Raw genomic sequence first — 13,211 nt, 5'->3', positions numbered from 1 at the left:
AATGAGTGACAACCTGATCGAAATCCGTGACCTCAACGTGAGCTTCAGTGGCCAGGCCGCGGTGCGTAACCTGTGCCTGGACATCCGCCCCGGCGAATGCCTGGCGCTGGTCGGCGAATCCGGCTCGGGCAAGTCGGTGACCGCCCATTCGATCCTGCAACTGGTGCCCGATAGCGGCACCGAAACCCGGGGCAGTATTCGCTACCGGGGCCAAGAGCTGGTCGGCGCGGACGTCGGGACGTTGCGAGCCTTGCGCGGCAATCGCATCGCGATGATTTTCCAGGAGCCGATGACCTCCCTCAATCCGTTGCACAGCGTCGAAAAACAGATTGGCGAAACCCTGCTGGTGCACAAGGGACTCGGTGGCAAGGCGGCGCAAAAGCGCACCCTTGAACTGCTCGAACTGGTGGGTATCCAGAAACCCGAAGAGCGCCTGAAAGCCTATCCGCACCAGCTCTCCGGCGGCCAGCGGCAACGGGTGATGATCGCCATGGCACTGGCCTGCGAACCCGAGTTGTTGATCGCCGATGAGCCAACCACCGCACTCGATGTGACGGTACAGCGCAAGATCCTGCTGCTGCTCAAATCACTGCAACAACGCTTGGGCATGTCGCTGCTGTTGATCAGCCACGACCTCAATCTGGTGCGCAGTATCGCCCAGCGTGTCTGCGTCATGCGCGGCGGCGAGATCGTCGAGCAAGCCGCTTGCGAGACGTTGTTCAACCAACCGCAACATCCCTACAGTCGCCTGCTGCTGAACGCCGAGCCGGAAGGCGAAGCCTTGCCTCGCGACGAGCGCGAAGCCGTGCTGGAGGTCAACGACCTCAACGTGCGTTTTCCACTGGGTGGCGGATTGTTCCAGCGCAAAACCTGGTTGCATGCGGTCGACGGCATCAGCCTGAGCATTCAACGCGGCAAGACGCTGGGCATCGTCGGCGAATCCGGTTCCGGCAAGTCTACCCTCGGCCAGGCGATCCTGCGCCTGCTCGATTCCAACGGCAGCATCCGCTTTCAGGGTGAGGCGCTCGACAGCCTGAACCAGAAACAGCTGCGGCCCTGGCGCAAGCAGATGCAGGTGGTGTTCCAGGACCCGTTTGGCAGCCTCAGCCCGCGAATGTCGGTGGCTCAGATCATCAGCGAAGGGCTGGAAGTCCACAGCCAGTCGAGTGCTGCCGAATGCGAGGCCCAGGTCATTCAGGTGCTGAAAGAAGTCGGCCTTGACCCGCAAAGCCGTCACCGCTACCCGCACGAATTCTCCGGTGGCCAGCGCCAACGGATCGCCATCGCCCGCGCTCTGGTACTCAAGCCGGCGCTGATCCTGCTCGACGAACCGACCTCGGCGCTTGATCGCACGGTGCAAAAACAGGTGGTCGCCCTGCTCCGCCAGCTTCAGGAAAAATACGGCCTGACCTACCTGTTCATCAGCCATGACCTGGCAGTGATCCGCGCCCTGGCCCATGACATGATCGTGATCAAGGACGGCAAAGTCGTGGAACGCGGCGCCAGCCATGAAGTGTTCGCCGCACCGCAGCACCCCTATACCAAAGAGCTGTTGGCCGCGGCGCTTCCGGGCTGGGCATAATCGCGTCGGACCGCGTTGCAGCCATCGCGAGCAGGCTCGCTCCCACAGGGTCTTGTTAACACCACAGATCCAATGTGGGAGCGAGCCTGCTCGCGAGGGGCCAGCACAGGTAATACACATTCTGGAAGTGAAACCATGAACACCACCGAGAGCCTCAAGGACTACCAACGTGTGCGCATGCTGGCGATCCGCTCGTTGTTCGAGATCATCGAGCAGTCCAGCGAAGGCACGGTGATCGTCGACCGCGACGCGAATATCGTCTGGATGAACGAACGCTATGCCAAGCGCTTCGGTCTGGCGTCAGCCGAAGTGGCAATCGGCAGGCCTTGCGAAAATGTGATCCCCGGCAGCCTGCTGCGCGAAGTGGTGCGTACCGGTCGGCCAATCCTGCTGGACATGCAGGACACACCCAAAGAACCGTTGGTGGTGATGCGCCTGCCGATTCACGACGACGCCGGCGCGGTGATTGGTGCTATCGGGTTCGCGCTGTTCGATGAGTTGCGCAGCCTGTCGCCAATGCTCAAGCGTTACCTGAGCATGCAGGAAGAGCTCGCGTCCACGCGTTCGCTGCTGCGGGCCCGGCAAGCCAAGTACACCTTCGCCCACTTCATCGGCACCAGTGCCGCGAGCCTGGAAGTCAAGCGCCGCGCCCGGCGTAGCGCCAGCACCGAGTCCCCGGTCTTGTTACTGGGTGAGACCGGCACTGGCAAAGAATTGCTGGCCCAGGCGATTCACGGTGCCTCGCCACGGGCACACAAAGCCTTCGTCAGTATCAACAGCGCGGCGATCCCCGAAGCGCTGCTCGAAGCCGAATTTTTTGGAACAGCCCCCGGCGCCTTCACCGGCGCAGACCGCAAGGGTCGCTCGGGCAAGCTGCAGATCGCTCAGGGCGGGACCTTGTTTCTCGACGAGATCGGCGACATGCCACTGCCGCTGCAAAGCAAACTGCTGCGGGTATTGCAGGAAAAAGAGTTCGAACCGGTCGGCTCCAACGAAGTGATCCAGAGCGATGTGCGGGTGATCGCCGCGACCTCTACCGACCTCGAAGCGGCGATCAAACGCGGCGAGTTTCGTGCCGACCTGTATTACCGCCTCAACGTGCTGCCCATCCAGGTGCCGCCCCTGCGCGAACGCCTCGACGACCTGCCGGCCCTGAGCGAAGCAATCCTGGAAGAACTGCGCAGTCAGCATGAGCTCGACAACCAGGCGCTGGAATTGCTCGGCCAACACGCCTGGCCGGGGAACATTCGCGAACTGCGCAACGTGCTGGAACGGGCCGCACTGCTCAGCGATGACCTGATCCTCAATGCTGTGGAAATTCGCGCGGCGATTGGCAGTTTTGTGCCGGTACAGCGCTCCGCGCCACCGGCCATTGAAACGCATGCCAATGAGACCTTCAGTGCTGCACGCGAACGCTTCGACCGGCAATTGATTGAAAGCACGCTCGCGCACTGTGGTGGCAAGGTTATTGAAGCGGCGACACGGCTGGGGCTTGGGCGCTCGACGTTGTACAAGAAGATGGTGGCGTTGGGGATTGCCGAGTCTCTATAAAGAGACATTGTTCTCTCTTTATAGATATGACGTGAAATCGCGTCGCGGCCATCGCGGGCAAGCCTTGCTCCTACAGGTTTCGGGTGTACGCATCATCCGCGTTCGGCACAAAATCTGTAGGAGCAAGGCTTGCCCGCGATGGCGCCAGTTCGAACAGAACAATCTCAAAACAGAGACAAATATTTCAAGATTCACCGCCATAGATAAAAATATCATTATTTTTCAATTACTTAATAATTTGGCACAAAACTCGCTATAGCCCCTCCCACACCCGCTCCACCCCCAAAAAAAATAACAATCCAGGAGACACACCATGAGTGTGATCATTGCCTTGGCAGCGCTCGCGCTGCTGATGTTGGCTGCTTACCGTGGCTATAGCGTCATTCTCTTCGCTCCGATTGCCGCCCTTGGCGCGGTCCTGCTCACTGACCCTTCTGCCGTTGCGCCTGCCTTCACTGGCGTGTTCATGGAGAAGATGGTCGGGTTCGTCAAACTGTACTTCCCGGTGTTCCTGCTCGGCGCAGTGTTCGGCAAGCTGATCGAGTTGTCGGGCTTTTCACGTTCGATTGTCGCCGCAGCGATTCGCCTGCTCGGCACGCGCCAGGCGATGCTGGTGATCGTGCTGGTCTGCGCCCTGCTCACCTATGGCGGCGTGTCGCTGTTCGTCGTGGTATTCGCGGTGTATCCGTTTGCCGCAGAGATGTTCCGTCAGAGCAATATCCCGAAACGGCTGATCCCGGCGACCATCGCCCTCGGCGCGTTTTCCTTTACCATGGACGCCCTGCCCGGCACTCCGCAAATCCAGAACATCATCCCCAGCACCTTCTTCAACACCACCGCCTGGGCTGCGCCGTGGCTGGGTTTGATTGGCACGATTTTCGTGTTTTGCGCCGGCATGCTGTTCCTCCAGCGTCAGCGCAACAAAGCCCAGCGCAACGGTGAAGGCTACGGCACAGAGCTGCGCAACGAGCCGGAAACCGCCAAAGACGTGAAGCTGCCCAATCCATGGATCGCGCTCTCGCCATTGCTGCTGGTGGGCATCATGAACCTGCTGTTCACCCACTGGATTCCGCTGTGGTACGGCAAGACCCACAGCCTGAGCCTGCCAGGCATGGCCGCGCCGGTCACCACCGAAATCGCCAAGCTCACCGCCATCTGGGCGGTCCAGGCCGCGTTGCTGGTCGGCATCGTCATGGTGCTGGTGTTCGGCTTCCAGGCGATCCGCGGCAAGCTCGCCGAAGGCAGCAGAAGCGCGGTCAGTGGCGCCTTGCTGGCGGCGATGAACACCGCGGCGGAATACGGTTTTGGCGCGGTCATTGCGTCCCTGCCTGGCTTCCTGGTACTGGCCGACTGGCTCAAAAGCATCCCTAACCCGCTGGTCAATGAAGCGATCACCGTGACCCTGCTGGCGGGTATCACCGGTTCGGCCTCGGGTGGCATGAGCATCGCCCTGGCGGCGATGGCCAACGACTTCATCGCGGCGGCCCATGCGGCGAACATTCCGCTGGAAGTGCTGCACCGGGTCGCGGCCATGGCCAGTGGCGGCATGGACACCCTGCCGCACAACGGCGCCGTCATTACCTTGCTCGCGGTGACCGGTTTGACCCACCGCGAAGCCTATAAAGACATTTTCTGTATTACGCTGATCAAGACCCTGGCGGTCTTCGTAGTCATCGGTACTTTCTACGCCACCGGCATTGTGTGAGGCATTCATGACAACTCTTACAGGCAAAACTGCACTGGTCACCGGCTCCACCAGCGGCATCGGTCTGGGCATCGCGTTGAGCCTGGCCAAGGCCGGCGCCAACCTGATCCTCAATGGTTTCGGCGATGCCTCCACCGTCATCGCACAGGTCCAACAGTTCGGCGGCAAGGTCGGCCATCACCCCGCCGACGTCAGCGACCCGGCGCAAATTGCCGAGATGATCGCCTACGCCGAGCGCGAGTTCGGCGGCGTCGATATTCTGGTGAACAACGCGGGCATCCAGCACGTGTCTGCGGTGGAAGACTTCCCCGTGGAGCGTTGGGATTCGATCATTGCGATCAACCTATCGTCGGTCTTCCACAGCACCCGTCTCAGCCTGCCAGGCATGCGTGCCAAGGGCTGGGGACGGATCGTCAACATCGCCTCGGTGCATGGCCAGGTCGGCTCGGTGGGCAAGGCCGCCTACGTCGCCGCCAAGCACGGGGTGATCGGCCTGACCAAAGTGGTCGGCCTGGAAACCGCCACCAGCAACGTCACCTGCAACGCCATTTGCCCGGGCTGGGTGCTGACCCCGCTGGTGCAAAAGCAGATCGACGACCGTGCCGCAGCAGGGATTGACCCACAGCAGGCGCAACATGATTTGCTGGCCGAGAAACAACCGTCGCTGGCATTCGTGACCCCGTCACAACTGGGTGAACTGGTGTTGTTCCTGTGCAGTGAAGCCGGCAGCCAGGTGCGTGGCGCGGCGTGGAATATTGATGGTGGGTGGCTGGCGCAGTAAAAGGCTAGTCAGCCGCTGTGGCGAGGGAGCTTGCTCGCGTCGGCCGGTCCGCGTTCGGGCGCAGCAGTCGTACAATGATGAACGCGTTGCCATTGGAAGAACGCGCCAGCCAGTTTGGGCTCGCTTCGCGACCCAGCGGGAGCAAGCTCCCTCGCCACAAGAGCCAGTGAGCGGGTATTAAGAAAAAAGAGGCCATCATGTCAGAAGTTCTTTGGCAACCCAGCGCCGAACGCATCGGCAAGACCCGCATGGATGCCTTCCGGCGCTTCAGCAATCAGCGGTACAACCTGACACTCGCGGACTACCCCGCTCTGCATCAATGGAGCATCGATCAGCGCGAAGACTTCTGGCAGGCCATCATCGACTTTTTCGAGATCAACTTTCACCAGCCACCGAGCACGGTGCTGCGTGAAGGCCCGCAGATGCCCAGCGCCGAGTGGTTTCCCGGCGCCACGCTGAACTTCGCCGAACACCTGCTGCGTCGTCGCGACGACGCAACTGCGGTGATTGCCATCGCCGAGAATGGCCAGCGCGAAACCTTGAGTTACTGTGAGCTGGCCGAGCACGTCGCCGGTCTGCAAAAAAGCCTGAGTGCCGCAGGCGTCGGCCTCGGTGATCGGGTGGCAGCATGCATGCCGAACACCTGGCAGACCCTGGTGGGCATGCTCGCGACCACCAGCCTGGGCGCGATCTGGTCATGTTCGTCACCGGACTTCGGCACGCATGGAGTGGTCGACCGCTTCGGCCAGATCGAACCGAAAGTGCTGATCACCTGCGCCGGTTATCGCTACGCCGGCAAAGAGTTCGATCAGACGACCAAGGTCAACGAAATCCTCGAACGTCTGCCATCACTGCAACAACTGATCATCGTGCCTTACGCCCGGCCACAGGCCCGCGTTGACGAATACAAAACCCAGGCCAATGTTGCGTTGTGGGACAGCTTCTATCGTCCGGGCGGCGAGCCCGGGTTCGTCGCGGTGCCCTTCGCTCACCCGCTGTATATTCTCTACTCCAGCGGCACCACCGGCGTGCCGAAATGCATCATCCACAGCGTCGGCGGTGTACTGCTGCAACACGTCAAGGAACACGGTTTGCACGTCGACCTCGGGCCGGACGACCGACTGTTCTACTACACCACCTGTGGCTGGATGATGTGGAACTGGCTGGTCTCGGCATTGGCGGTCGGCAGCAGCGTGGTGCTGTACGACGGCTCGCCTTTGCACCCCGGCCCGCAACGCTTGATCGACCTGATCGACAGCGAAGCCATCAGCGTCTTCGGCACCAGCCCAAAATACCTCGCGACTCTTGAAAGCAATGAGATCCAGCCGCGCCTCAGCCATGACCTGAGCAGCCTGAAAGCCCTGCTCTCGACCGGTTCGGCACTGTCGCCGCAAAGCTACGAGTACGTTTATCGCGAGATCAAAAGCGATCTTTGCCTGTCGTCGATGTCCGGCGGTACCGACATCATTTCCTGCTTTCTTGCCGGCAATCCGGTCCTGCCGGTCCGCCGTGGCGAGATGCAGTGCAAGGGCCTGGGCATGGCGGTTGAAGTCTGGAATGAGGCCGGTCAGCCGGTGATCGGTGAAAAAGGCGAGCTGGTCTGTACCCGGCACTTCCCGGCGATGCCGATCGGCCTGTGGAACGACCCGCAGCAGGAAAAACTCCGGGCGTCGTATTTCAGCCAGTTTCCGGGCGTCTGGGCCCAGGGCGACTACGCCGAACAACGGCCCAATGGCAGCTGGCTGATCCACGGGCGCTCTGACGCAGTACTCAACCCCGGCGGCGTACGCATCGGCACCGCGGAAATCTACCGTCAGGTGGAAAAAGTCCATCAGGTACTGGATTCGGTCGCCATCGGCCAGCAATGGCAGGATGACGTGCGGGTGGTGTTGTTCGTGCGCCTGCGTGACGGCGTAACGCTGGACGACAACCTTGAGCAGCAGATTCGCCAGGTCATCCGCGCCAACACCACGCCTCGGCATGTGCCGGCGAAGATTGTCGCGGTGACGGATATACCGCGAACCATCAGCGGCAAGGTAGTCGAGCTGGCCGTGAGAAATGTCGTGCATGGCCAGCCGGTGAAAAACACCGATGCGCTGGCCAACCCTGAAGCGCTGGAGCAGTTTCGGGATCGACCGGAATTGCAGAGGTAACGCCTACGCAGGATGGGTCAATCCATCAACCCCCATTCACCGGTTTCGGTGGATGGGGGGTCGGCATTCGGCACACTGTCCGCGTGCAACTTCAGACGCAAGCGCAAGTTATTCACCGAATCGGCGTATTTCAACGCCTCTTCTTCATCGATCGCACCCTCGACAACCAAATCGAACAACGCCGTATCAAACGTCTTCATTCCCGATTCTGCCGACTTCTCCATGATCTCCTTGAGCTGGTGTAGCTCATTGCGCCGTATCAGATCGCCAATGGTCGGTGTGCCCAGCATCACCTCCACCGCCGCCCGGCGCTGCCCATCGCGGGTGCGTACCAGACGTTGGGAAACGAAGGCCTTGAGGTTGTTACCCAGATCATTGAGCAACTGCCCACGGCGTTCTGCCGGGAACAAGTTGATGATCCGGTCCAGCGCCTGATTGGCGTTGTGGGCGTGCAAGGTGGAGAGCACCAGGTGCCCGGTATCGGCGAATGCCAGTGCATGCTCCATGGTTTCGCGGTCGCGGATTTCGCCGATCAGCACCACATCCGGGGCCTGGCGCAGGGTGTTCTTCAAGGCGGCGTGAAAGCTGCGTGTATCGACGCCCACTTCACGCTGGTTGATGATCGACTGTTGATGGCTATGGATATACTCCACCGGGTCTTCGATGGTGATGATGTGCCCGCTGCTGTGGCGATTGCGGTAATCGATCAACGCCGCCAGCGATGTCGACTTGCCCGAATCCGTGGCGCCGACAAACACCATCAGCCCCTGCTTGAGCATCACCGTCTCAAGCAGCACGGCCGGTAGTTTAAGGTCTTCAAAGCGCGGGATATCGAGTTTGATGTTGCGCGCCACGATCGACACGTCATTGCGCTGCTTGAAGATGTTGACGCGAAAACGCCCGACTCCGACCAGAGAAACTGCCAGGTTCATTTCCAGCTCGCGGTCGAACTCTGCACGCTGCTCGACGTCCATAAGAGCCTCGGCAATCCGGGCGATCTCGCCGGGTTTGAACGCTTCATGGGCCAGTGTTCGGAGCGCACCCTTGAAGCGCCCGGCAGGCGGTGCGCCAGTCGACAGGTAAAGATCGGAGCCATCCTGGCTGGCCAGCATTCTTAGCAGCGAGTGAATGTCCATGGCAAAAAAATATCCATTGAGCCTTCCATTGAACGAAAATTGCCAAGGCACGCCACTTTTCACGCGTCCGAGCGTCTACTCCTTCGAAGGATAGTAGATGCCCCAGTACCGATATGTAGCACGGACATGATGCAGGAACCCTTGATGAACGGATCCCCTACCGGCGGCGACGCCCAGGCCTTGATTGCCCGACTCGACTGGGCACAAAGCCCGCTGGGCTCTGCCAGCCACTGGCCGCAGAGCCTGCGCACCGCCGTGGACATCGTGATTCACTCGCCCATGCCCATGCTGTTGTTATGGGGGCCAGAGCTGTCGCAGATCTACAACGACGGCTTTGCGCTGTTGGCCGGCAACAAGCATCCGCAGGCTTTCGGACAACCCACGCACCAGATATGGCCAGAACTTGAAGACTTCACGGCGCCCATTTATAGCGCTGTCCTACAAGGCCAAGTGCGTTCCTACAGCGAGCAGCGTTTCAGCCTGCAACGCGATGGCAGTGAATCGGACGTCTGGCTGGACCTGACCTACAGCCCGATTCGTGACGAACGCGGGCAGGTCGCCGGGATCCTGGTCACTGCTATCGAAACCAATGAGCGCCGACGCATCGCCCTGGAGCTCAAACAACGCTCGGAAGCCAGCCTCAAGGCCCAGCACGAAACCGAAGAGCGTCTGCAACTGGCCCTCGCCGCCACCGACGCGGTGGGCACCTGGGACTGGGATATCGGCGAAGATCGCTTTATTGCCGACGCCCACTTCGCCCAGTTGCACAGTGTTGATCCGGCACTGGCCAGCCGACTGCCCATCACCGAATACCTCAACGGTGTGCACCCGCAAGACCGGGGCATGATCGCCCGCAGCATCAAGCACTGCATCAGCCATGGCAGCGAATACGCCGAGGAATACCGGCTGCTGCAAGCCAGCGGCGAAGTACGCTGGGTCTTTGCCCGAGGCCGTTGCTATAAGGATCATCACGGTCGGCCCCTGCGTTTTCTCGGTGCCGCCCTGGACCTGACCGAGCGCAAGCACACCGAACAAGCGTTACGGCAGAGCCAGACCGAGCTGCAACTGATCATCAACGCCATGCCGGTGCTGATCGGTTATGTCGATCATGAACAGCGCTTTCGCCTGAACAACAGCGCGTACCTGGACTGGTATGGCATGACCCCGCAGGAGCTGTACGGCAAAACCATTCGCGAAATTCTCGGTGATGAACTCTATGCCACCCGCGTCGAACACATCAGCGCGGCGCTGGCTGGCAAAGCCTGCAGCTTCGAGGCTTATTCGCCGCACCGCGACGGCCGACCGCGTTATGCGTTGATGAAGTACCTGCCGCGCTTTGGCCCCGACGGCGTGGTCAATGGCTTCTACATTTTCGTGATCGACGAAACCGAGCGTAAACAGACCGAGGAAGCCTTGCGCAACCTCAACGAGACGCTGGAAGAACGGGTCGACACACGCACCAAGGCACTGGCTGAAGCCAACCATCGCCTGCAAAACGAAATGTTCGAGCGGGAGCGCGCCGAGGATGCGTTGCGCCATGCACAAAAAATGGAAGCTGTCGGCCAACTCACTGGCGGTATCGCCCACGACTTCAACAACATGCTGACCGGGATTATTGGCAGCCTGGACCTGATGCAGCGCTACATTGCCGATGGGCGTAGCGATGAGATCGGCCGCTTTGCCGATGCGGCCGTGTCGTCAGCCAATCGGGCTGCCGCCCTGACTCACCGGCTGCTGGCATTCTCCCGCCGGCAATCGCTGGACCGTCGACCACTTGAGCCCAACACGCTGGTGAGTTCGCTCGAAGAGCTGTTGCGCCGCACCAAGGGCGAGCATATCGAGCTGAAGTTTCAGCTGGCACCTGAAGTCTGGCCGGTCAACACCGATGCCAACCAACTGGAAAACGCCCTGCTCAACCTGGTGATCAACGCCCGCGATGCGATGCCTGAAGGCGGCGAGCTGGTGATTGAAACCGCCAATAGTTACCTCGATGGCAGCGATATCAGTACCCTTGAGCCGGTCAAGGCCGGTGACTATGTGATGCTCGGCGTTCGCGATAACGGGGCGGGCATGACCCCACGCGTATTGGCCAAGGCCTTCGATCCGTTCTTCACCACCAAACCCATCGGCCAAGGCACCGGGCTGGGGTTGTCGATGATTTATGGCTTCGCCCAGCAATCCGGCGGTCATGTGACCCTCAGCAGTGAACCGGGACAAGGCACGACGGTGCGCCTGTATTTGCCGCGCCTGCACAACGCGCCTCAGCACACCTCGTCGGCGGCCGTCAGCCTGGGCAGCCCCTATGCGACGGCGGGTGAGTCAGTGGTGCTGGTCGAAGACGACCCAGCGGTGCGTATGCTGGTGCTCAACGTGCTGAACGAACTGGGCTACATCGCCCATGAGGCGCAAGATGCAAAAAACGCCTTGCCGCTGCTGGAGTCAGACCTGCGCATCGATCTGCTGGTGACGGATGTCGGCCTGCCCGGCATGAATGGCCGGCAACTGGCGGAAATCGCCCGTCAGCATCGGCCTGGGCTCAACGTGCTGTTCATGACCGGTTACGCGGAAAAAGCCGCCGAACGTCAGGGTTTTCTCGACGAGGGCATGGACCTGCTGGCCAAGCCCTTCACCCTTGAACAACTGGCCGGCAAGATTCGCCACATGATCCGTCGAACCGGATGATTTGAGGCATAATTGCGCCCCGCCGCCGCCACCGCTCCAAGGTAACTGCCCCAATGAAAGCTCAAGCCCGCCATATTCTGGTGAAAACGGCCGAAGAAGCCGAACAGCTCAAACAACGCATCGCCAAGGGCGAAGCCTTTGATGTGTTGGCCAAGAAGTATTCCACTTGCCCGTCCGGCAAACGCGGGGGTGACCTGGGCGAAGTCCGGCCTGGGCAGATGGTCGGCGCCATCGACGCGGTGATCTTCAAGAAACCGCTGCGTGTCGTGCACGGACCGATCAAGAGCAAGTTTGGTTATCACCTGGTGCAGGTGTTTTACCGCGATTGAGAACACAGAGGGGGCCCTGTGGTGAGGGGGCTTGCCCCCTCGCCACATTGAGCGTATTTCAATCTTTGGGGATCAACGCCCCCGGCACCTGAATCACCCGACTCGCCAACCGATGTCCGGCCTCTGCGGCTTCTGCCGGGCTTGCGCCACGGAGCCGACTGGCCAAGCTCTATCGGGCCTGGGCTGATGGCGAAGCCGGTTTGCTGCTGACCGGCAACGTCATGATCGATCGTCGGGCCATGACCGGCCCCGGCGGCGTAGTGCTGGAGGATGAGCGGCACCTTGAACGTTTCCGCCAGTGGGCTGCGATGGGGCGGGCCAAGGGCGCGCAGTTCTGGATGCAGCTCAATCATCCCGGGCGCCAGACCATGGCCAATCTCGGTCAACCCGCCTGGGCGCCGTCTGCCGTGGCGCTGGAAATGGGCCAGTTCTCGAAGATGTTCGCCCAGCCCACGCCGATGACCGAAGACGACATCCAGGACGTCATCCAACGCTTCGCTACCAGCGCCGCCCTGGCCGAAAAAGCCGGTTTTACCGGTGTAGAAATTCACGCGGCCCATGGCTACCTGATCAGTCAATTCCTGTCGCCCTTGAGCAATCGACGGACCGACCGCTGGGGCGGTTCGCTGGAAAATCGCGCACGGTTGCTGATCGAAGTGGTGAATGCGGTTCGTGCAGCCGTCACGGCAGACTTCTGCATCGCGGTGAAACTCAATTCCGCCGATTTCCAACGCGGCGGCTTCGATGCCGACGATGCGCGGCAGGTCATCGACATGCTCAACCCGCTCGCTATCGATCTGCTGGAATTGTCGGGTGGCAGCTATGAAGCCCCGGCAATGCAAGGCGAAGCCCGCGACGGTCGGACACTGGCGCGCGAGGCCTACTTCCTCGAAATGGCCGGTGAACTGGCGAGCCGGGCGAAGATGCCGGTGATGGTGACCGGCGGTATCCGACGCCTGCCCGTTGTCGAACAGGTGCTGGCCAGCGGCATTGCCATGGCCGGAATCGGCACCGCGCTGGCGGTCGAGCCGTTGCTGGTCAAGCTGTGGCGCGAGGGCCACGACAGCCACCCACAATTGCCGCCGATCACCTGGAAGCGCAAGCCCTTGGCGGCACTGGCCAACATGGCCGTCGTGCGCTTTCAGATCCAGCGCCTGAGCCGCGGTCGCCGGCCAAAACCTGCGGTGTCGGCGCTCTGGGCCTTGATCCTCGACCAACTGTACATCGCCAAGCGCACGCGCCAGTACCGGGCAGCAATGAGCAAATAGCCGGAGCCCGTTCTACCGGGCTCA

Annotated in this window: 9 protein-coding genes; 8 read left to right on the top strand and 1 reads right to left on the bottom strand. The window is 61.0% G+C overall.

Annotated elements, in window-relative coordinates; translation table 11 throughout:
- The first annotated feature begins 1 nt into the window (after position 1).
- The 5 genes from HK44_RS13690 (at position 2) to HK44_RS13670 (ending at position 7,772) form a co-directional block, all read left to right on the top strand.
- Positions 2-1,582 (top strand): ABC transporter ATP-binding protein, encoded by a 1,581-nt coding sequence (locus tag HK44_RS13690; RefSeq protein WP_019690945.1) that lies wholly within the window; start codon positions 2-4, stop codon positions 1,580-1,582.
- A gap of 135 nt (positions 1,583-1,717) precedes the next feature.
- Positions 1,718-3,133 (top strand): sigma-54 interaction domain-containing protein, encoded by a 1,416-nt coding sequence (locus HK44_RS13685; protein ID WP_019690946.1) that lies wholly within the window; start codon positions 1,718-1,720, stop codon positions 3,131-3,133.
- Between the two features lie 313 nt (positions 3,134-3,446).
- A complete protein-coding gene (locus HK44_RS13680) occupies positions 3,447-4,838 on the top strand; it encodes a GntP family permease (protein WP_019690947.1) in 1,392 nt (463 codons plus the stop codon).
- 7 nt (positions 4,839-4,845) lie between these two features.
- A complete protein-coding gene (gene hbdH, locus HK44_RS13675; protein ID WP_019690948.1) occupies positions 4,846-5,619 on the top strand; it encodes a 3-hydroxybutyrate dehydrogenase in 774 nt (257 codons plus the stop codon).
- A 197-nt stretch (positions 5,620-5,816) separates the two neighbouring features.
- The gene (locus tag HK44_RS13670; protein WP_019690949.1) at positions 5,817-7,772 is read left to right on the top strand and encodes an acetoacetate--CoA ligase; all 1,956 of its coding nucleotides are present in this window, start codon (positions 5,817-5,819) and stop codon (positions 7,770-7,772) included.
- Between the two features lie 17 nt (positions 7,773-7,789).
- Here HK44_RS13670 and HK44_RS13665 read toward each other — a convergent pair whose 3' ends face one another.
- On the bottom strand, positions 7,790-8,908 hold the full coding sequence (locus HK44_RS13665) for a PilT/PilU family type 4a pilus ATPase (RefSeq protein WP_019690950.1): 1,119 nt from the start codon (positions 8,906-8,908) through the stop codon (positions 7,790-7,792).
- A 144-nt stretch (positions 8,909-9,052) separates the two neighbouring features.
- On the opposite strand from HK44_RS13665, the gene HK44_RS13660 reads away from it, so the two are divergent.
- The 3 genes from HK44_RS13660 (at position 9,053) to HK44_RS13650 (ending at position 13,187) form a co-directional block, all read left to right on the top strand.
- Positions 9,053-11,590 (top strand): PAS domain-containing protein, encoded by a 2,538-nt coding sequence (locus HK44_RS13660; protein WP_024264924.1) that lies wholly within the window; start codon positions 9,053-9,055, stop codon positions 11,588-11,590.
- Positions 11,591-11,643: 53 nt separating this feature from the next.
- Positions 11,644-11,919 (top strand): peptidylprolyl isomerase, encoded by a 276-nt coding sequence (locus HK44_RS13655; protein ID WP_019690952.1) that lies wholly within the window; start codon positions 11,644-11,646, stop codon positions 11,917-11,919.
- 92 nt (positions 11,920-12,011) lie between these two features.
- Positions 12,012-13,187 carry an NADH:flavin oxidoreductase/NADH oxidase family protein gene (locus HK44_RS13650; protein WP_052014752.1) on the top strand — a complete coding sequence of 392 codons (1,176 nt, stop codon included), beginning with the start codon at positions 12,012-12,014 and terminating at the stop codon, positions 13,185-13,187.
- The last annotated feature ends 24 nt before the right edge of the window (positions 13,188-13,211 follow it).

The sequence above is a fragment of the Pseudomonas fluorescens HK44 genome (genome assembly GCF_000217955.3).
Classification (GTDB): Bacteria; Pseudomonadota; Gammaproteobacteria; order Pseudomonadales; family Pseudomonadaceae; genus Aquipseudomonas; species Aquipseudomonas fluorescens_AQ.
The sequence above is the reverse complement of the archived record's forward strand: the minus strand, read 5'-3'. Positions and strand labels throughout refer to the sequence as shown.

Coding starts and splice junctions, on each gene's coding strand:
- HK44_RS13690 (WP_019690945.1), top strand. CDS start 2: ATGAGTGACAACCTGATCGAAATCCGTGACCTCAACGTGAGCTTCAGT.
- HK44_RS13685 (WP_019690946.1), top strand. CDS start 1,718: ATGAACACCACCGAGAGCCTCAAGGACTACCAACGTGTGCGCATGCTG.
- HK44_RS13680 (WP_019690947.1), top strand. CDS start 3,447: ATGAGTGTGATCATTGCCTTGGCAGCGCTCGCGCTGCTGATGTTGGCT.
- hbdH (WP_019690948.1), top strand. CDS start 4,846: ATGACAACTCTTACAGGCAAAACTGCACTGGTCACCGGCTCCACCAGC.
- HK44_RS13670 (WP_019690949.1), top strand. CDS start 5,817: ATGTCAGAAGTTCTTTGGCAACCCAGCGCCGAACGCATCGGCAAGACC.
- HK44_RS13665 (WP_019690950.1), bottom strand. CDS start 8,908: ATGGACATTCACTCGCTGCTAAGAATGCTGGCCAGCCAGGATGGCTCC.
- HK44_RS13660 (WP_024264924.1), top strand. CDS start 9,053: ATGAACGGATCCCCTACCGGCGGCGACGCCCAGGCCTTGATTGCCCGA.
- HK44_RS13655 (WP_019690952.1), top strand. CDS start 11,644: ATGAAAGCTCAAGCCCGCCATATTCTGGTGAAAACGGCCGAAGAAGCC.